Origin of the sequence: Acinetobacter lactucae (assembly GCF_001605885.1) — a bacterium.
Lineage (GTDB): Bacteria > Pseudomonadota > Gammaproteobacteria > Pseudomonadales > Moraxellaceae > Acinetobacter > Acinetobacter lactucae.
Genome location: NZ_LRPE01000007.1, coordinates 23,079 through 42,347, shown reverse-complemented (window position 1 = coordinate 42,347; position 19,269 = coordinate 23,079). Strand labels below are relative to the sequence as shown.

Annotated in this window: 20 protein-coding genes; 8 read left to right on the top strand and 12 right to left on the bottom strand. The window is 38.5% G+C overall.

Going from position 1 to position 19,269, the window contains the following annotated elements; genetic code table 11:
* Positions 1–3: 3 nt before the first annotated feature.
* Positions 4–504 (bottom strand): hypothetical protein, encoded by a 501-nt coding sequence (locus AWW73_RS03230; RefSeq protein WP_062848716.1) that lies wholly within the window; start codon positions 502–504, stop codon positions 4–6.
* 283 nt (positions 505–787) lie between these two features.
* Here AWW73_RS03230 and metG point away from each other — a divergent pair, with 283 nt between their 5' ends.
* Complete coding sequence (gene metG / locus AWW73_RS03225) at positions 788–2,854, top strand: methionine--tRNA ligase (RefSeq protein ID WP_062848757.1); 2,067 nt, start codon at positions 788–790, stop codon at positions 2,852–2,854.
* Positions 2,855–2,938: 84 nt separating this feature from the next.
* Here the strand turns inward: metG and AWW73_RS03220 are convergent, their stop codons facing one another.
* The 3 genes from AWW73_RS03220 to AWW73_RS03210 form a co-directional block, all read right to left on the bottom strand.
* On the bottom strand, positions 2,939–3,274 hold the full coding sequence (locus AWW73_RS03220) for an EF-hand domain-containing protein (RefSeq protein WP_062848715.1): 336 nt from the start codon (positions 3,272–3,274) through the stop codon (positions 2,939–2,941).
* A complete protein-coding gene (locus tag AWW73_RS19060) occupies positions 3,255–3,443 on the bottom strand; it encodes an NF038215 family lipoprotein (protein WP_057106574.1) in 189 nt (62 codons plus the stop codon). The genes AWW73_RS03220 and AWW73_RS19060 overlap by 20 nt, the downstream gene beginning before the upstream one ends.
* A gap of 161 nt (positions 3,444–3,604) precedes the next feature.
* On the bottom strand, positions 3,605–4,228 hold the full coding sequence (locus tag AWW73_RS03210) for a LysE family translocator (protein WP_031947482.1): 624 nt from the start codon (positions 4,226–4,228) through the stop codon (positions 3,605–3,607).
* Positions 4,229–4,406: 178 nt separating this feature from the next.
* Here AWW73_RS03210 and AWW73_RS03205 point away from each other — a divergent pair, with 178 nt between their 5' ends.
* The 5 genes from AWW73_RS03205 to AWW73_RS03185 all read left to right on the top strand — a co-directional run bounded on the left by AWW73_RS03205 (position 4,407) and on the right by AWW73_RS03185 (position 10,052).
* Complete coding sequence (locus AWW73_RS03205) at positions 4,407–4,976, top strand: TetR/AcrR family transcriptional regulator (protein WP_061874909.1); 570 nt, start codon at positions 4,407–4,409, stop codon at positions 4,974–4,976.
* Positions 4,973–6,616, top strand: a complete 1,644-nt coding sequence (locus tag AWW73_RS03200) for an MFS transporter (RefSeq protein WP_057106576.1) — start codon at positions 4,973–4,975, stop codon at positions 6,614–6,616. Before AWW73_RS03205 ends, AWW73_RS03200 begins: the two co-directional genes overlap by 4 nt.
* Positions 6,617–6,655: 39 nt before the next feature.
* Positions 6,656–7,789, top strand: a complete 1,134-nt coding sequence (locus AWW73_RS03195; RefSeq protein ID WP_062848714.1) for an HlyD family secretion protein — start codon at positions 6,656–6,658, stop codon at positions 7,787–7,789.
* A 65-nt stretch (positions 7,790–7,854) separates the two neighbouring features.
* Positions 7,855–8,736 carry a 1-aminocyclopropane-1-carboxylate deaminase/D-cysteine desulfhydrase gene (locus AWW73_RS03190; RefSeq protein ID WP_057106578.1) on the top strand — a complete coding sequence of 294 codons (882 nt, stop codon included), beginning with the start codon at positions 7,855–7,857 and terminating at the stop codon, positions 8,734–8,736.
* A gap of 116 nt (positions 8,737–8,852) precedes the next feature.
* Complete coding sequence (locus AWW73_RS03185) at positions 8,853–10,052, top strand: BaiN/RdsA family NAD(P)/FAD-dependent oxidoreductase (RefSeq protein ID WP_062848713.1); 1,200 nt, start codon at positions 8,853–8,855, stop codon at positions 10,050–10,052.
* Positions 10,053–10,064: 12 nt separating this feature from the next.
* On the opposite strand, the gene AWW73_RS18360 is transcribed toward AWW73_RS03185, so the two are convergent.
* The 3 genes from AWW73_RS18360 to AWW73_RS03175 all read right to left on the bottom strand — a co-directional run bounded on the left by AWW73_RS18360 (position 10,065) and on the right by AWW73_RS03175 (position 12,516).
* Positions 10,065–10,235 (bottom strand): hypothetical protein, encoded by a 171-nt coding sequence (locus tag AWW73_RS18360; RefSeq protein WP_016142085.1) that lies wholly within the window; start codon positions 10,233–10,235, stop codon positions 10,065–10,067.
* Between the two features lie 127 nt (positions 10,236–10,362).
* Positions 10,363–12,066: a mechanosensitive ion channel gene (locus AWW73_RS03180; protein ID WP_062848712.1), complete on the bottom strand. Its 1,704-nt coding sequence runs from the start codon at positions 12,064–12,066 to the stop codon at positions 10,363–10,365.
* 222 nt (positions 12,067–12,288) lie between these two features.
* A complete protein-coding gene (locus AWW73_RS03175) occupies positions 12,289–12,516 on the bottom strand; it encodes a hypothetical protein (RefSeq protein ID WP_031947475.1) in 228 nt (75 codons plus the stop codon).
* A 290-nt stretch (positions 12,517–12,806) separates the two neighbouring features.
* On the opposite strand from AWW73_RS03175, the gene AWW73_RS03170 reads away from it, so the two are divergent.
* A complete protein-coding gene (locus tag AWW73_RS03170; protein WP_171067949.1) occupies positions 12,807–13,226 on the top strand; it encodes a hypothetical protein in 420 nt (139 codons plus the stop codon).
* Between the two features lie 49 nt (positions 13,227–13,275).
* On the opposite strand, the gene AWW73_RS03165 is transcribed toward AWW73_RS03170, so the two are convergent.
* Positions 13,276–14,037, bottom strand: a complete 762-nt coding sequence (locus AWW73_RS03165) for a ferredoxin--NADP reductase (protein ID WP_016144455.1) — start codon at positions 14,035–14,037, stop codon at positions 13,276–13,278.
* A gap of 86 nt (positions 14,038–14,123) precedes the next feature.
* On the opposite strand from AWW73_RS03165, the gene gigC reads away from it, so the two are divergent.
* Positions 14,124–15,008: a LysR family transcriptional regulator GigC gene (gigC, locus tag AWW73_RS03160; RefSeq protein WP_009393857.1), complete on the top strand. Its 885-nt coding sequence runs from the start codon at positions 14,124–14,126 to the stop codon at positions 15,006–15,008.
* A 19-nt stretch (positions 15,009–15,027) separates the two neighbouring features.
* On the opposite strand, the gene AWW73_RS03155 is transcribed toward gigC, so the two are convergent.
* The 4 genes from AWW73_RS03155 to nuoM all read right to left on the bottom strand — a co-directional run bounded on the left by AWW73_RS03155 (position 15,028) and on the right by nuoM (position 19,269).
* Positions 15,028–15,321 carry a cold shock domain-containing protein gene (locus AWW73_RS03155; RefSeq protein WP_016144454.1) on the bottom strand — a complete coding sequence of 98 codons (294 nt, stop codon included), beginning with the start codon at positions 15,319–15,321 and terminating at the stop codon, positions 15,028–15,030.
* A gap of 117 nt (positions 15,322–15,438) precedes the next feature.
* Complete coding sequence (upp, locus tag AWW73_RS03150) at positions 15,439–16,074, bottom strand: uracil phosphoribosyltransferase (protein ID WP_002120045.1); 636 nt, start codon at positions 16,072–16,074, stop codon at positions 15,439–15,441.
* Between the two features lie 100 nt (positions 16,075–16,174).
* A complete protein-coding gene (nuoN, locus tag AWW73_RS03145; RefSeq protein ID WP_016144453.1) occupies positions 16,175–17,668 on the bottom strand; it encodes an NADH-quinone oxidoreductase subunit NuoN in 1,494 nt (497 codons plus the stop codon).
* A 2-nt stretch (positions 17,669–17,670) separates the two neighbouring features.
* Positions 17,671–19,269 (bottom strand): NADH-quinone oxidoreductase subunit M, encoded by a 1,599-nt coding sequence (nuoM, locus tag AWW73_RS03140; RefSeq protein WP_002120006.1) that lies wholly within the window; start codon positions 19,267–19,269, stop codon positions 17,671–17,673.

The window sequence follows — 19,269 nt, the reverse complement described above, 5'->3', positions numbered from 1 at the left end:
AGCTTATTCAGCAGAATCATGATTTTTTAATTTATTTAACTTATCAGTTGCTGTTTTCTTTAACTCGTCAAATTTTGCTGTTGCTTGAGTTTTTAACTCATCAAATTTTGTAGCAGCTTCTTGCTTTAGTTCCGCAGCTTTAACTTTGGCATCATCAAGTTTATGGCTTGCCTCAGTACGTAAATGATCGAACTTGTCTTGTAGAGTATGCTGAGCATCCTCAAGTTTGCCTTTTAAATCAGTTGCTTTATCTTCAACAGCCTCTTTACCAGACGCTTGTTTCTCTTTTACATTTTCCTTTAAATCGTCCAAAGCTTTTTCACCTTGTACTTTTGCATCAGCTGCTTTTGCCTTTAATTGGTCTACTTTCTCTTCAACTGCTTCTTTACCAGCAGCTTGTTTCTCTTTTACATTTTCTTTTAAATCGTCCAAAGCTTTTTCACCTTGTACTTTTGCATCAGCCGCTTTTGCCTTTAATTCGTCTAATTTATTTTCAGTAGTCATCGTTGTTATCCTCATAGCTAATTAAAAAATTACCTGAATAAGTTATTAGTTATACATCGTTATGGCTTATTTTCTGACCGTAACTGCAATTTGAAACAAAGACAATACAGGATGATTCAAATATTTTTTGATTTGTTTATCTGTTCTAAAGGAAACTATCAATGACTAAAATTCATTTTCATAGAATCCTCTTACGCCAAGCCCAAGATTATTAATCTTTGCTTATCTCCCTGCATCAGTTAAAATCTTCCACCTTATAAATACGAATGAGAGAATGAAATCCGTGCGTAAAATTTTAGTCACTAATGCCCTCCCTTATGCTAATGGTCCAATTCATATGGGTCATTTACTCGGTTACATCCAGGCAGATATCTGGGTTCGTGCCATGCGAGCAATGGGTCATGATGTGACTTATGTATGTGCGGATGATGCTCACGGTACAGCAATTATGCTACGTGCCGAAGCAAATGGTATTAGCCCAGAAGAACAAATTGCCAATGTTCAAAAAGAACATATCCGTGATTTTGATGGTTTTGGCGTACATTTCGATCATTACGATTCTACACATAGCGATGCCAACAAAGCACGTTCAACAGATATCTATATTAAAAACCGTGAAGCTGGAAATATTGCAGTTCGTCCTGTAACTCAATTATTTGACCCAGAAAAAGGTATGTTCTTATCCGACCGTTTCATTAAGGGTACATGCCCAAAATGTAAGTCAGAAGATCAATACGGCGACTCATGTGAAGTCTGCGGTACAACTTATAATGCGACCGAGTTACTTAACCCTCGTTCGACTTTAAGTGGTGCAACACCAGTTGAAAAATCATCAGATCACTACTTCTTCAAACTTCCTAACTTCGCTGAATATTTGCAGAAATGGACCCGTGATGAAGGTCGCTTACCAGTTTCGATTGCAAACAAACTTGATGAATGGTTTGAAGCCGGTTTAGCAGACTGGGATATTTCTCGCGATGCCCCTTATTTTGGTTTTGAAATTCCAGATGCGCCAAACAAATATTTCTATGTTTGGGTAGATGCCCCAATCGGTTATATGTCTAGTTTTGAAAACTACATCAAAACTAAACGCCCAGATTTAAACTTTGATGATTTCTGGAAAAAAGATAGCCAAAATGATGTTTATCATTTCATTGGTAAAGACATTGTTTATTTCCATGCTTTATTCTGGCCGGCAATGCTTGAAGGCGCGAACTACCGCACCCCAACTGGCTTGTTTGTAAACGGTTTCCTGACTGTAAATGGTCAAAAAATGTCTAAGTCACGTGGTACTTTCATTAAGGCCGAGACTTACTTACAGCATTTAAATCCAGAATATTTACGCTATTACTTTGCTTCTAAGCTTTCAGATAAAGTTGAAGACTCTGACTTGAACCTTGATGATTTTGTTCAAAAAGTAAATTCAGACTTAGTGGGTAAAGTTGTCAATATTGCTAGCCGCTGTGCGAAGTTCATCAATAGCAACTTTAACAATACTTTATCTGCTGACTGTGCAGAATCTGACTTAGTACAAAGTTTTATTGATGCAGGTGATTCAATTGCTGCTGCATATGAAGCACGTGAATTTTCTACGGCTATTCGTGAAATTATGGCGCTAGCTGACCGTGCAAACCAATATATTGATGAGAAAAAGCCTTGGGCACTTGCGAAACAAGAAGGTCAAGAACAACAAGTTCTTGATGTATGTTCGGTTGGTATCAACTTATTCCGTCAATTAGCTGTGTACTTGGCGCCTGTTTTACCAACTTTGGCTGCACAAGTTCAAGATTTCTTAAAACTTGACAGCTTTAATTTTGAATCGCGTAAACAAATTCTTGTAAGCCATGAGATTGCGCAGTTCCAACCTCTCATGCAGCGTGTTGATCCGAAAGCTGTTGCAGCCATGGTTGATGCTTCTAAAGAGTCTTTGGGTACTCCCGCTCCACAAGCAACAAAAGCCGCTGCAAAAAAAGAGAAATCTGCAGAGAAAAAAGCAGCGCCTACTCCAGCAGTGGGTGAAGCTGAAATTATCGGTATTGAAGACTTCTTAAAAGTTGACTTACGTGTTGCTCAGGTTGTTGAAGCAGGTACAGTTGAAGGTTCAGATAAGTTACTTCAACTTACTTTAGACGTTGGTGAAGCTGAACCACGCAATGTATTTAGTGGTATCCGTAGCCAATATGCACCAGAAGATCTAAAAGGTAAATTGGTCGTGATGGTTGCTAACCTTGCACCACGTAAAATGCGTTTTGGTATTTCAAACGGTATGGTACTTGCTGCCGGAAATGGTGAAGGTATTTTCATTATTTCACCAGATAGCGGTGCGAAACCTGGCGATAAAGTTTCTTAATCTAGGTTCATAAAAAAAGCTCCCTAAATTGGGAGCTTTTTTATATTTAAGAATCTTCAATGCTTTTAAACTAGCCATATCAAATTATGACCATGGCCATCCTTCACAAGGATTTTTAAATAAAACATGAACATTACCTAGCTCTTCATTTGTTAAATAACCATTCTTATTTTCATCTAAATAATTGAATAGCTTCGTTTGCTTATTTTCGCCTTGAAAGCGCTTATCACTCGGCCAGTTATAAGGATAAAAGTCTTCAACCCGTTGAAATTCTTTTAAACTATACATTTCATCATGATTTAGATCATATTTTTCCTGAAAAAGTTTCCAATCTAAAGACGCAGGCTCACATGCACTTACCCCATTTAAAATGAAGTAAGTGATGCAGCCTAGAAATAATTTAATAGTTGGATAGCTCATGATTATTGGTTTGTAAATCAGAAATCTTATAATCTTTTTCATGAACAGGTGTACCCACAATACTCATGGACCGTTCATTTGCCGGTTGCTGCTTGCTCATCGTTCTCATCTCACATCCAGTCGTTAAGATGAGAAAAACTACAGAAATGCTCACCATTAGTTTTTTCATAACGTGATCCTCATTTCTTTTTGTTTTATTTATTAAGTTACCACTTTTTAAGTGTTTAAATGCTAAAAAAGATATTTCAATTTGTATATATTTTACACAAAAGAAAGCCTGACTTTCATTGTCCGGCTTTCTATTTTTTAGATATTTGAATTAAACTTTATTTACTTGAAAAAGATCAGTTTTAAACCTAATAGCGTAACAATGCTTCCAGTAACTCGATCAACACCTGTTTTTGCCTTTAAATACATTTTTCGAGGCTTCTCTGAAGATAGCAGCATCGCAACACATGAGTACCAGCCAGCATCAATCATAAAACAAATCACTGGCAATGCGACATAGTAATAATTTGGGATTTCTTTTGGCAGTAAAGCTGTAAATACACTTGCTAGCACGACTGCAATTTTCGGGTTACTTAACTGGGTAATTAAGCCATATCGATATGCCTGTTTATAAGTCATTTTCGATTTCCCATCGTTTTCCATTGCAATTGGTTCTTTAGCATGTTTAATAATTTTAAAAGCCAGCCAAAGCAAATATAGCCCACCACCAATTTTTAAAATTAGATAAGCAGAAGGTACCGCCAATAAAACTGCTTGTAATCCCATTACTGCTAATAGACCAAAAAGCGCTGCGCCTGTCCCCGTCCCTAAAGCGGTAAACAACCCATGTTTACGTGATTTAGAAATTGAATTTTGTGCAACATAAATAAAGCTTGGCCCAGGACTTATTGCTCCAAGCATCAATGCCATCGCAATTGAAAAAAGAGGAATAAGGGACTCAAACATTGTATTGACCTAGCATCACGCAATTGCGCGGTATTCTAACAGCTTTTTATGACACATATAAAAATGCAGAAGATATAAATGATGAAAATTGAATTTTCATGTTTTTACAATTTATATCTTCACAACGGACAAAAATGTCCGTTAAATATATAACCTTTAAAACTCCTCAATCAATGACATGAGTAAACGTCAAAAAATCGCTGCCCATAATCGGGATGAATTACTCAATGCAGCCGAAGAATGTTTTCGTATCCATGGCATTAATGTCCCCTTACAAGTTGTAATTGACCACGCTGGTGTTGGTAGAGCAACTTTTTACCGCAACTTTTGTGATCGCAAAGCTTTAATTAGCGCCCTTTTAGAGCGTGCGATTACACAGCTAGAGCAAAAAGCAGCTCATTTTCAACAATTCGAGGATGGTTTATTTCGTTTAATTGAAGGACATATTGCACAACTTCCCAAGCTTGCAATTTTGCAAGATTTTTGGAGAGTGATTGATCGACAAGATCCAATTATGTTAAAAATTTATGAACGGCGAAATAATGCACTTAACCCACTGATTGAAAATGCGATAAAACAAAAATTGTGCCGAGCCGATCTAACTGCGGACGACTATGCAATGGTCACTGCAATGTTAGGTTCTTCATTTCAAGGACATGAGCCAGAAGAACAGACTCGCTTAGCAAAACGAGCAATTGAATTACTATTTCATGGTATTCAAATACAAAAAATTCGAGGGATAGAATGAGTAAAACGCCTCGTTATTTAGAAACACCACCCGACTGGACGCCTGAAGAGCAACCGACTTTACCTGGTTCACCAGCAGCTATTGCGCATTCTGTACCTAAGCGGTTTATTTACTTTTTTATCGGTTTATTCGTCGCTCTTTCAGCAAGCTTAAGTAATGGTTTTATTACAGCAAACTTACCCTTAATCCAAGGTGAGTATGGACTAACTCCTTCCGAAGCTGCTTGGCTGCCTGCGGCCTATGTTATGGCAAATGTCAGCTCAAACCTGATTTTGTTTAAAGCTCGACAACAGTATGGTCTGAGAGTGTTTTCAGAAATAGGACTCGTGATTTTTATTGCAGTTCTGGTATTACATATTTTTGTGCATACCTATGAAATGGCGCTATTCGCTCGGGTTGTGGCAGGTTTAGCTGGCGCGCCACTGAGCTCATTAGGTATGTATTACACCATGCAAGCTTTTAAAAAAGCAGACATGGCAAAAGGAATATATATCGCCTTCGGCTTTCAGCAACTCGGCGTACCATTGGCTTGGATTATTTCTCCATTTCTTGTCAGTACAGACAGTTGGTCTGTTCTTTACACTTTTGAGCTTGGTTTAGCACTTTGTTGTTTAGCTATGGTTGTTTCATTGAAATTACCACGTAGCTTACGAATATATGTTTTTGAGAAGCAAGATTTTTTCACCTTTGCTTTACTCGCTCCCGGCTTTGCCTGTTTATGTATTGTGCTCACACAAGGTCCAATTTTATGGTGGTTTAATAGCGAGTGGCTTGCTTATGTATTAATTGCAGGTTTTAGCTTAGTTGTTTTAGGTTTGCTGTATGAACATTATCGCGCCAATCCATTAATTATGACGCGCTGGTTAGGGGCCGCTTCCACCTTACGTTTCATTTTTGGTGCCTTTGCCATTCGACTTTTAATGTCAGAACAAAGTTATGCAGCGGTTAACTTCTTAAAAACTATGGGAATGGGTCCTGACCAATTTGTTCCCCTCTATGTGGTCATATTAGTGGGGATTTTAAGCGGAACACTTTTTAGTGCGCTTACTTTTTCACGTGAAAGAATTATCTTCCACTTACTTTTTGCAGAGTTTTTAATTTTAGTCGCGTGTGGACTAGATTATCACTTAACCAGTGATGTCCGACCTGTGAATTTCTTTGCAAGTCAGTTTTTAGTCGGCTTTGCTGGTGGTCTATTTATTGGACCATTGCTTTTAATTGGCTTTGCGCAAACACTTGCTAAAGGTCCATCTTATGTGGTGACCTTCATCGTATTATTTTCTGCAACCCAAACTTTCGGTGGTCTTGTCGGGTCTTCGTTCTTCTCGACCTATCAACAACATCGGACGCAAAACTATCAAGCCGAAATTATTAAAGATTTAGAACAAGCAGACCCTCTGGTCGCTCAAAGACTCTCTACCTATCAACGCAGCGCATCAGTTACTACGACTGACCCAGCATTACAAACAGCTCAATCCATGCGCTCACTTAATCAAGTAGTCACTCGTGAAGCGCAAGTGCGTGCCTACAATGATGTTATTGCATTAAACGGTATTTTTGCTGTCGCACTACTTTTGTGGGGTGGATTTAATATTGCACGGAGTAAATATCTACAACGCAGAGGAATTAGCCGTCCTTAATAGCTTCTTTATTGATGAAATAGAAATTGAGATTGATATATGTCAGATGATCAAAACAAACCAGAACCAACACCTGCTCAGGCACCTGCCAACGAGCCAACACCTGCACCTGCACCTGCACCTGCACCTGCAAGTAAACTGATTCCGACAAAACGTTCAACTTTATTATGGATGCTGGTTGTGCTCATTGTCGGTATTTTAGTGATTTTATGGGCATGGAGAATCGGACCTTTCGCAACGAGTGTTCAGCAAACTGACAATAGCTATGTCAAAGGTAAAACCACGATTTTATCGTCACAAATTAATGGTTACGTTAAAGATGTATTAGTTAAGGACTTTGACTACGTTAAGAAGGGTCAAGTATTAATGCATATTGATGCAACGACTTACGACCAAAAAGTAGCGCAAGCCGCTTCAGGTGTTGAGCAAGCTAAAAATACTTTAGCCAATCAGACACAGTCTATTGCTCAAAAACAAGCTGATATTGTGGCTGCACAAGCTAAAGTAGAACAAGTTAAAGCTCAATATGAACTCTCTTTAGCCCAGCTTAGACGCTATCAACAGTTAGGAAATAGTGGCGCTGCCTCTAAATCTGAACAAGATAAAGCCGCAGCAGATGCTGAAAATAATCTTGCAGCCCTTAAACAGGCAGAGGCTAACGTTTTAGTTGCCAAAGAAGCACTTAAAACGGCGCAGGTCGCAGAAGCTGGCTTAGAAGCACAAGTTTCTAGCGCTAAAGCACAATTAGATCAGGCGCAAACTACTAAAGACTACAGTGTTATTGTTGCTCCAATGGATGGTCAACTTGGTGAGGTGAACCCTCGTGTTGGGCAATATGTAGCAGCAGGTTCACAATTACTCTATCTGATTCCACAGCAAACTTGGGTAATCGCTAACTTCAAAGAGACCCAAATTGCTAATATGCGAATCGGTCAAAAAGCATGGTTCACAGTCGACGCCATGAAACATAAAAAATTTACAGGACATGTTGAGCAGATCTCACCAGCTGCAGGTTCTGAGTTCAGTGTATTGAAACCTGACAATGCAACAGGAAACTTTACCAAAGTGGTTCAACGAATTGCGGTACGTATTACCATTGATCCAAATCAGGAAGGAATGGAACACTTACGCCCTGGCATGTCAGTAATTACTTCTGTCGATACAGGTTCGTAAACTGCTTTTTAAAAACCTCATTAAAAAGCTACAATGTGATCAATCATTATTTTTCTCAATTTCTAATGTTTGATCACATTGCCCAGCCCATCTCCTACCAGCACATTGAACTCCCCTCTTTAGTTCATCTCGACATTAAACGATTAGATTTAGTTCATCCTCAAATTTCGGGCAATAAGTTTTTCAAATTAAAATACAATTTTCTTGCCGCAAAACAGCAAAATTTATCAAGCATTTTGACTTTTGGAGGGGCCTATTCAAATCATATTGCCGCGACTGCCTATGCAGCTCATCTTTTTGGCTTAAAAAGTATAGGAATTATTCGTGGAGAAGAGTTAGCTGACAGACCTCTTAATCCAACCTTAGCAAAAGCTCAAAGTTTAGGAATGCATCTACATTTTGTCTCACGCAGTGAATATCGCTTACGAGATGATGCAAACTATCTTCAACAGTTACATCAGCAGTTTCCTAAAACTTTCATTATTCCCGAAGGTGGGACTAATGAACTCGCAGTTCAAGGCTGTCAGGAAATTCTCAGTCAAAGCGATTTAGAACAATATGATGTGATTTGCTGTGCAGTAGGAACTGGTGGAACGATTTCGGGACTTATTGAACGAAGTTCAGCAGATCAAGAAGTCTTAGGATTTTCGGCTCTAAAAGGTGATTTTTTACCACAAGAAATTCGGCATTGGACCAAAAAACAGAATTGGTCTCTGACAGATGCCTACTGCTGTGGCGGCTACGCAAAAACCTCACCCGAACTATTGGCATTTATAGAAAATTTTGAAGAGCAACATGCCCTACCAATTGAACCGATCTATACGGGAAAGATGGTGTTTGGTCTGTTTGATCTTATAAAAAATAATTACTTCCCTAAAGGAACTCGTATTTTGGCAATTCATTCTGGTGGTTTACAGGCAGATATAAGAAATAAATCACATCAATAACTTATCATTTTTAGGTCGCATTGTTCACTACCATAATAAATGTCTTTAGCATGACTAAGGCTCGGCATGATAGTATATGCCCCTTTTAAATTTTCACGATTAATCGAGAACCTCTTATGTCTAACAGTCATGTTGATGTCATTGTCTTAGGTGCAGGTGCTTCTGGACTCATGTTGGCTGCACATGCTGCTAAACGAGGTCGCTCGGTTTTAATTTTAGAAAAAGCCAATAAAATTGGTAAAAAGATTTTAATGTCAGGCGGCGGTAAATGTAACTTTACCAACCTTTATGTAGAGCCTGACAACTATATTTCTCATAATCCACACTTTGTTATTTCAGCCCTGTCACGCTATAGCAACTGGGACTTTATCGGTTTGGTATGTGATTATAAAATTGCTTATGAAGAACGAAAACACGGACAGTTATTCACGCTAAATGGCTCTAAAGAAATTTTAGAAATGCTGGTGAGTGAATGTAATAAAACTAACAATGTGGATATTCAAACTCAATGCGAAGCTGTCCAGATTAATCCATTAGAACAAGGTGGTTTTACTGTACACACAAATCAAGGTCGATTTAGCTGTGAGTCCCTAGTCGTAGCTACAGGTGGCTTATCCATTCCAACTTTGGGTGGTTCTGGTTTTGGCTATGAACTGGCACAAAAATTTGGACATCAGGTTTTCCCAACTCGCGCAGGTTTGGTTCCATTTACTTTTTCAGATCATATTAAAGAAGTCACTACACGTCTAAGTGGTAATGCTTTAGATGTGACACTCAGTAACTCGAAAAATAGCTTTACTGAAGCATTATTATTTACCCATCGTGGTTTGAGTGGTCCAAGTTCTTTACAGCTTTCAAACTATTGGAATACTGGTGAAAATTTTAAAATTGACTTTTTCCCAAGCCAAGATTTAGCAACTTATTTAAAAGATAAAAAGAAAACTCAACCTAAAGTTTTATTGCGTACCCTTCTTAGTGATTTTACTGCCAAGAGTATTGTTCAAGAGTTACAGCAACTCATCTGGCCAGAGCAGAGTGAAACAGCGATTGGTAATATCAGTGATGCACAGCTAGATCATATTGCTGAGCAGCTACATGGCTTTACCGTCAAACCATCAGGTACAGAAGGATATCGTACTGCCGAAGTTACTTTAGGTGGAGTTGATACAACTGAAGTATCTTCTAAAACCATGGAAAGTAAAAAGCAAAAAGGTTTGTTTTTTATTGGCGAAGTACTTGATGTGACTGGCCACTTAGGAGGTTATAACTTCCAATGGGCTTGGTCTTCCGCTTATGCAGCAGCACAATACGTTTAAATGATGAATTAGCTAATTTGACGCTTTCGAATCATTTGACGAATTTTCAGAATTACGCGTATGCGTTGTTGTCTGTTTTGATGAATTAGATTTGTTAAATACAAACTTATAAGCACTTGCCAAAAAACCGACAGTAATTCCCGCAATGACAATCGGTGCTAAAAAACGACCTGGTTTCTTCATCGTATTTTCCTCACTTATTTGTTTTTATAACGGCCAAAAAAGGACGACCACTCAATATAGAGTGGTCGAACTTATCACAAAAATCAAAGATTTTTTGTACGGTTTATCTGAAAATTGATTTTATTTACTAAATTTCGTCATTTTCTCCAGTAGATCCAAACGGTTTATTTACTGGTGGTTGTGCTGGATTTACTTGCGCAGAATCAGCTGGTTTTGCATCAGATGAAACCGTTGATGGTGAAGTTGTAGACGTTGGTGTAACTGTAGATGTTGACGAAGTAGTGGTTGCAGATGAGCTACCAGCAGATGGACTGCTCGTTGTCGTAGTAGAAGGTGGTTGGTATAGAGGATTTGGTTCATTCGCTTCTTTTTTAGCTTTATCTAGCAAATCACTCAACAGTCTTTCTGCTGGTTGACGACCACCTAAACCAAATGCAAGAGCAAAAGCAACAGCAACGGCGCCTAGAGTCAAACCAAATGCAAGATTAACGATTGAATCTGCAATACCCATCGCTCTTAAACCAAGCGCAAGTACAAGACCAATAATTAACACACGAACTAAACTACCCAACCAACGCGAGCTATTATATTCGCCGCGTTGAACCACATTTGCCACAACATTGGCAAGCCAGAAACCAATCACTAAAATTACAGCGCCCAATAGAATGTTTGCACCGAAATGGATAAACATTGCGATTAGACTACTAATCTGATCGAAACCAAGACGATCCGCAGCTTCAGAAACCGCAAACAGCATCGTAAAGAATACAATTAGCCAGCCAACTGCATTAGAAACTTTAGTTTGACCTAAAAAGCGTTGTACATCTAACTTTGCAGGAATTTCATCAACACCTGTACCTGCAATTAATTCAGCGACTAAGCGACCAACAAAACGAGAAACAATATAAGCAACCAGTAGAATTAAACCAGCAGCAATAATGTTTGGAATCGCCTGCAAAATTTCATTGAGCATAGCTGTTGCTGGCTGAGAAATTGTCTCAATGCCTAAAGCTTCAAACGCTACAATCAATGTTGTAATAATGATGATTGCGAAAACAAATGAACCTAAGAATTTGCCTACGTTAGAGCTTTTAAAAAGACCAATTTTTTCAGCTTGCGCCTGAACACCCAAGCTATTTACTAAACCTTCAACAATACCGCGTACAATTTTTGCCAAGATATAACCAACAAAAACGATAACACCAGCAATAAAGATATTTGGTAAGAACGCTACTGCATCATTTACCATATTTTGAACTGGAATCAGTAAGCCTGTTAATCCTAGTATTGAAAGAACAATCGGAAGGAAAAGTAACAATACAAGCCAGTAAAGAATTTCACCAATATTCTGGCTAATTCCACCTACACCCACTTCACTGCTTAACTTATCATCGAGTTGAGTTCGGGATAAAACATTGGTCACCCCCGCTCGCACCAGTCGAGCAACGATCCAACCAATAAAACCCACCACAACAGCAGCAATAATATTTGGAATATAGACGAGTACCTGATTCACCATATTGCTGAACGGGCCACTTACTCCACTAATGTTAAGTACATTGAGAGCTGCGACAACAGCTAAAATTAAAATAAACCAGAATACAACTTTTGAAATAAGACCTTCTATGTTTGGAGCACGCCCAGTTGCTGAAGATAATTTTGCATTGGTATTTACTTTTTGCAGAAGTTTTTTTACACCTGCCGCAACTAATAAAGCGATTATCCAGCCAACCAGTAAGATGACGATTGCAGCTAATATAGGATGAAACTGATCCCAGTAATACATCGCATCAAACTGAGCGCCGCGAGGCCCATCAAAAAATTCATTCATATTGTTATGTCCTCAATTGTTATGTTCTTTTCAGTGCCATCAATTATGAAAAACACCATTCGTTGTTAAAAATGACGATAAATGCGGTCTATCTCACCTTATGTTTTGAGTATTTTCTAATCAACACAGTTCTGCATAAATACAACAAATTGATGCAAAAGGTTGCAAAAAAAGCCTTCAGGTCACGTCCCAAAGGCTTTCTATCAAGCTATACTGGTTAGCTTACCCTTTATAGATATTTAAATCTGAAGTGCTCTTAATGACATGTGGTATGGCCTCATGTTGAAAAGCGGCTTCTTCTTTAGGTGTTGTGCTGTGATCAGCGACCATGTAGACGATGAGTGCTATAAGAAAAAGCCCAACAATAATTAAAATGTAAACTGGCAATCTTCTTTTTTTCGCAGTTTCTTCAGGACTCGTCACATGAGGTGGTTTTGAAAAATCATGCATCTTCTTTCCCCTCTTCTTTTTTCATTAACTTTATAATCATCATAGCAATTTGGTTTGTTGCATTGTGTGAAAAAGCATTATGCTAAGGTGTCTGTAGTTGCAAAACTCTACTATTAAAACAATAAAAACTGTATAAAATTTATGCAAAATTATTTAGCTGTATAAAAATAATGACCAGTTATGCTCGAACTTCTTTAATGTTCTATTTGTAATACAATATGTTTTAGCGCTTACTTTTTATAAAATAGGCTATAATAAGCCCCCTTATTTTAAAGCTGCTCTATTTTATGATGTATCGTCAGCAAAACGTAACACTTGATCTCGACACTGACGTCACACATCAATGTTATTTACATCAGACGAGAGACGAACATCTCATTGGTATTATTGAATTTAATAAACCAAGCTATGAACTCAAATGGGGTGATTTAGAGTATTTTCGTCGCCGTACTGAAGAATTTTCTGTTATGCCGTTTCCTGACTGCATTAATGCCATGATTGTTGATATTCGTAATATCAATATTTTTTTGGACAATGAAGTTCCGATTTTACCTTGGCGTTTACTTGAAGAAGATTGTCCAGTTCGCCTAGTGGTTCCACAAGATCGTTTGGAACATTATGCAGGTCTTTTTGAGCCAACTTGGCTTTCAACTGATGTAGATAGTGCAATTGCAGAAATTCGCGAATTTATGGATATGTTTGTCCACTAATAAACATATCCATAAAATTAATTTTAAAGTACTTTCAAAATAAGATTTATTACCAGTAATTTTCTACCGCAATATTTCCCTCACCTCGACGATTCATCGTCAAACCACGGCGCTTTAAAGCCTCTTTAGTGTCATCCACCATTTGTGGATTTCCACAAAGCATGACATGGCTTGTGGTAGGGTTCAGTTCTATACCAGCAGATTTTTCCAGTTCCCCGTTTTCAATCAGAATCGGCAAACGATCATGCAATGGTGCAGATGGATCTCGAGTAATAATCGGAATAAATTTAAATCCGTTATGTCCTTCTCCAAAAGTTTCAGCAATCTCTTGAATACGATCGACATAAGCCAATTCATCTGCAGTACGGACACTGTAAACCAAATTAATCTTTTGATAATTAGACCAAGTTTCAAAGTCTTGTAGCATCGATAAAAATGGAGCTAAACCTGTACCTGTTGCCAATAACCATAAATCATGCGGTAAAGGTTGTTGATAACGAGCTAAGGTCAAATAGCCATATGGTATTTTTTCTAAGTAAAGCTCATCATCTACTTTTAGATGTTGAAGGTTTGAAGTAAATGCGCCATCGGGTACCACAATCGAAAAGAATTCAAGCGTTTCATCAAATGGAGAAGAAACTACAGAATAAGCACGAACAACAAGTTCTTCTCCAACTTTCAGCCCAATACGTGCAAATTGCCCAGCCGTAAATTTAAAATGTGCAGGGCGAGTCATGGTGAAACTGAAAAGAGTTGGGGTCCAACGGTGTACAGATAAAACTTTTTCTACGCTAAATTTTTCAATTGACATGATTTCAACGTGGCATGAAATAGTGCGCTCATGTTAGCATGACAGCCGAAATAATGAATACTTTTAAACGTTAAGGCTTTTTAAACATGCGCATGACATTACGCCAGTTGGCTGTTTTTGTAGCAGTCGCTCAAGAAGGAACTGTCACTAAAGCCAGTGATGCGGTCAGACTGACGCAAAGTGCAGCAAGTATGGCTTTAGCAGATTTAGAGGATGGCCTTGGTGCTCCTCTATTTGACCGTTTAGGTAAACGCTTACAACTTAATGATTTAGGTCGCTTTCTGTTACCACAAGCCCTAGAAATATTAGGTCGCTGTGAAGCTTTTGAGCAAGCTGCAAAAGGTGAGTTGCAAAGTATTGATTTACGTATTGGGGCCACTTTAACAATTAGTGATTACCTCATGCCAGATTTAATGGCAAACTTTTTACAACATCACCCTAAAGCACATTTGCAATTACAGGTGGGTAATACACGCCAAATGATTGAAGCAGTTAATCAATTCCAACTTGATTTAGCTTTAATTGAAGGCTCATGTCACTTACCTCAGCTCCAATGTATCCATTGGCGTGATGATGAGCTTGCAGTCTGCTGTTCCCCAAATCACCCATTAGCACGTTTAAATAGACCTTTAACAGCACATGATTTTCTTCAAGTTGAATGGATTTTACGTGAAGAAGGTTCAGGAACTCGTGAAGTGTTTGATAATGCTATATTGCAAGATCTGCCAGACGCGAATATTCGCCTAACTTTAGGTCACAATGAAGCAATTTTAAAAATCGTTGCTGGTGGTTTAGGTATGTCATGTATTTCTAAACTTGCCATTGAACCTTTAATTGAAAAGGGACAATTAGTAATTTTAGATACACCATTCTGGCAACTTACCCGTCCGCTTTATATGCTGGTACACCGTCAAAAGTATCAGGGTCCAGGCCTCAAAGCATTCTTACAATTTTGTGAAGATCAGGTTTAAAACCTGATCTTTTCATTAATTAACGTCGAAAATTTGACAACAATTCGCTTGTGATCGCTTTATTGTGATCAGCAATTTTATTTTTCTTGGTTTTCGCAGGATTCGGGTCAACACGCTCAATTTTGATCGCTTTAAATTTGCCCTGATTATCTGCGGCAAGAAATCTCACTTTTTCATTTCTTTTCGGTTCGCCCTCTGATGCAGGGAAATCAGAAATATGAAAGAAAATATCTCCTTCGGTAGTTTCAATAAAACCAAACCCTTTATCAGCGTTATATTGTTTTACCCTTCCAGTATAAAACTCTTGCTTCATGATCTTTCCCCTACTTTTCCAATCCAGTCGTTGCAGTAAATAAAAAAAGAGACTCACGATTCCGTTTTTAAAATTATACGGTTTAATGAAGTCTCTTTTTAATGCGATTTCAAAAAATTAATCTTTTTGTACACTACCAAAAATTTTATCGCCAGCATCGCCCAAGCCAGGAACAATATAACCTTGTTCATTTAAGCCATTATCAATAGATGCTGTATAAATTTGCACATCAGGATGAGCTGCTTCAACTTTAGCAACGCCTTCAGGAGCAGCAACTAACACCATAACACGGATATCTTTACAACCACTCGCCTTTAACACATCAATAGCAGCAACTAAAGAATTACCTGTTGCTAACATTGGGTCAATAATCATCGCAAGACGGTTAGCGACATCTGGAACTAGTTTTTTATAATAAGTACGAACTTCTAAAGTTTCCTCATTACGCTCAAGACCTAAAACACTCACTTTTGCGCTTGGAATTAGGTTAAGTACTCCATCCAACATACCAATTCCGGCACGTAAAATCGGTACAATCGTTATTTTCTTACCAGCAATACGCTGTGTAGTAACAGTTCCAGCCCATCCATCAATTTCGCAATCCACAACGGGTAAATCTTTTGTTGCTTCATACGTCAACAACATAGTCACTTCCTGAGCAAGCTCACGGAAATTCTTAGTACTGATGTCAGCACGGCGTAACAAACCTAATTTATGACGAATAAGTGGGTGACGAATTTCTTGAATGGCCACAGATGTTACCTAAAAATATAAAAACGTATTTATTATAATCTTTTTTTAACGCCCAATAAAAAAAAGCCTCCAGTTTTGGAGGCTTTTTTGTACACCAGAATTACTGTTGTGAAAGCATGAAATGTAATGGAGATAAAATTTCTGCTTTTAATGCCAAATTAATCATTGGATCTGGGTAAACACCCAAAATAATAACTAATGCAGCAGCAGCTAATACCATTAAACCACCCACTTTTTGTCCCCAATGAGCATCCGCATCAATACGAGGAGTTTCTGGTGGTGTCATATACATGACAACCATCACACGTAAGTAATAGTACAAACCAATACCACTACCCACAATAATCATTGCAGCTAAGAACCAGTGTTGAGTTGTTACAGCTGCCATTACCACCAAGAACTTACCAATGAAGCCTGCTGTTAATGGAATACCAGCCAAAGACAACATCATGACTGTTAAAGTTGCTGTAAGTACTGGACGGCGCCAGAACAAACCACGGTAGTCTGCAAGACTTTGTGCTTCATCTACGTTGTTATATGGGCTAGACATTAACGCTACCGCACCAAAGGCACCGATAGTTGTTAATACATAAGACACCACATATACAGTTACGCTACCCAAGCTTGCATAAGTCATGCTAATTAAAGCAATTAACAAATAACCAAAATGAGCAATAGATGAATAACCAAGAATACGTTTTAAGTTAACTTGACGAACAGCGAGTAAGTTACCAACCAAAATCGACAAAACAGCAATGATTGTCAAAATAGTTACTAACGAGTTCACCATCATTGCGCCCGAAGCAAGCATATAGCGCACGAATAAACCAATTGTTGCAACTTTAGCAGCAGTTGCTAAGAAAGTTGCCATTGGTGCTGGTGCACCTGCATATACATCCGGTGTCCATTTATGGAACGGTGCAAGCGACAATTTAAATGCAACAGCAAAGATAATAAGTGCTAAACCTAATAACACCATTGGCTGTTTGATTGCTTCAAATAATGCTTGTACAGAATCATAGAATGAAAGCGAACCAGTATATGCATAGATATATGCCATACCCATCAACAACATTGCAGAAGCTGTTGCTGAAAGTACGAGATATTTAATACCCGCTTCAAGTGAATTACTACGTTGATAAGTATAAGCAAGTAAGCCATATACAGGAATCGACATTAACTCAAGGCTAATGAAGAACGATGCATAGTGAGAGCTTGCAACCATTAACATTGCACCTGCTACTGAAGCAAGTAACAAAAGGTATAACTCTTCACGGTTATCTTTATAAGTTTCGATATAGGCATGAGACAAAGTACAACAAGCCAATGCCGCAATCAAAATCATAAATTGATAGAACATGGTAAATGGATCAACCATAAACATGCCCATCACATTTGCCGGAACAAACTTACCGCCAAATACTGCAAATAAAATATAAAGTGCAGCGAGGTTTAAACCAACAACAGAAGTCGTTGCGATTAAATTATGATTACGCTTAATAGAAATTAACAACATGACGACGATTGTTGTCAAAGCAACAATCATCACCGGAGTTAAAGGCATAAGCGTAGAGAATGATACTGTGAAGTTCATGATTATTGGATCTCCACATGGTCAAGTTGAGTAGCTGTTTGCTGAACAGTTTCAACGACTTCTTGTACTGGCACATAACTATTGACTAACCACTGCATGCTTGAATGAGATACATCCAAGAATGTTTGTGGGTAGATACCAAGCCAAACGAGACCAATCGCACAAATCATCAAAATACCAACTTCACGAGCAGATAAGTCTTTCAATGGACTAGTGTAATGTTGCTTTTGTTCAGGATTTGGTTCACCGAATAAAGCACGGTGAATCAAGATCAAGCCATATAAACCTGCGAACACAAGGCTGATAGAAGCAAGGATCGTGAAGACAGGATATTTATTAAATGAACCCATCAAAATCAGGAATTCACCAATAAAGTTACCTAGACCCGGTACACCTACAAGAGCAGCAACAAAGAACATCAAGAAAAATGGCAAGTACTGAAGCTGGCCACGAAGACCACCCATTAAACGTAAATCACGTGTATGTAAACGTTCGTAGATTTGACCAGACATAATGAACAATGCAGCTGATGACAAACCATGTGCCAACATCATGATCATTAGACCTTGGAAGGTCAAAATGTTACCTGCATAGATTGCAAGTAAGATAAAGCCCATGTGTGAAATCGACGTATACGCAAGTAAACGTTTCATGTCAGTTTGCTGGTAAGCACACCATGCGCCGTAGAAAATACCAATCAAACCGAAAATAATCGCAATGTCTGCAAACTGTGCAGAAGCGGTCGGGAAGAAAGGAATAACAAAACGAAGTAAGCCATACGCAGCTGTTTTAATCAAGATACCCGCTAAGTCTACAGAACCCGCTGTAGGTGCTTGAGCATGTGCATCTGGTAACCAACCGTGTAATGGGAATACTGGTAACTTCACCGCAAAACCGATGAAGAAACAGATCATGAAACCGTATGCTAAGCCTGCAGGTAAGTGGTTAGCTACAGCTAATAAATAGTTGTAATCGAAACCGATCATGCCTGTCATCATGTAGCCATAAACCACAAGACCTAGGATACCGATTAACATCACTAGACCAGCAATCTGCGTGTAAAGGAAGAACTTAGTAGCCGCGTAAACACGTGAACGACCGTTTGAACCTTTATGACCCCATAACGCAATCAAGAAGTAGATTGGTACAAGCATCATCTCCCAGAAGAAGAAGAACAAGAACAAGTCAATCGCTAAGAATACACCGATAACACCACCTAAACTCCATAAGAGGTTTAAGTGGAAGAAACCAACGTTCTTTTGAATCTCACCCCATGAACAACCAACAGCAAGTACACCAAGTAACGCTGTTAATAACACCATGAGTAAAGATAAACCATCCACAGCTAAGTGAATGCCAATACCGAGTGATTGAATCCACGGTAAATAGAACTCAGCAGACCAAGTTGGGATTTTAGAACCCAACTCGTAGCTATAAGTTCCACTTTGCCAAAGTGCAAGACCTAAGCCCAAAGTAATGAGCATACCAATTAAGGCAATCCAGCGTGGCAGAGTTTTGTCGAGCTTATCGACTAACCAACAAATAAAACCGGCAATGAACGGAACAAGGATCAGCGCGGGTAAAATTAAATTGTTTTCCAT